This window comes from Hungatella sp. SL.1.14, assembly GCF_024460495.1.
In the GTDB taxonomy this organism is placed as follows: Bacteria; Bacillota; Clostridia; order Lachnospirales; family Lachnospiraceae; genus Hungatella; species Hungatella hathewayi.
Genome location: NZ_JANFYJ010000597.1, coordinates 1 through 255, shown reverse-complemented (window position 1 = coordinate 255; position 255 = coordinate 1). Strand labels below are relative to the sequence as shown.

Below are 255 nucleotides of genomic sequence, written 5' to 3'. Positions count from 1 at the left end.
GCCGTCCCGGCTATACGTTCGGAGGCTGGTACACGGAGACAGAAGGATCAGGAAGCCAGTTTACAGAAACAACAGCTATTGCTGAAAGTATGACCGTCTACGCAATGTGGATCCCGAATGCTAATGTAACCCTGACGTATGATAAGGATGCAGAAGATGCATCAGCAGTGCTTCCGAACACGACAGAGACGGTGCTGAGCGGCCAGAGTCTTGCAAATGCAGGAAAAGATCTTGGAATTACAAGCCGTCCCGGCT

Annotated in this window: 1 protein-coding gene; it reads left to right on the top strand. The window is 51.0% G+C overall.

The features are described from left to right. Positions 1 to 255: InlB B-repeat-containing protein (locus tag NE473_RS32460; protein WP_256265753.1), on the top strand; the 255-nt coding region annotated here is incomplete at both ends.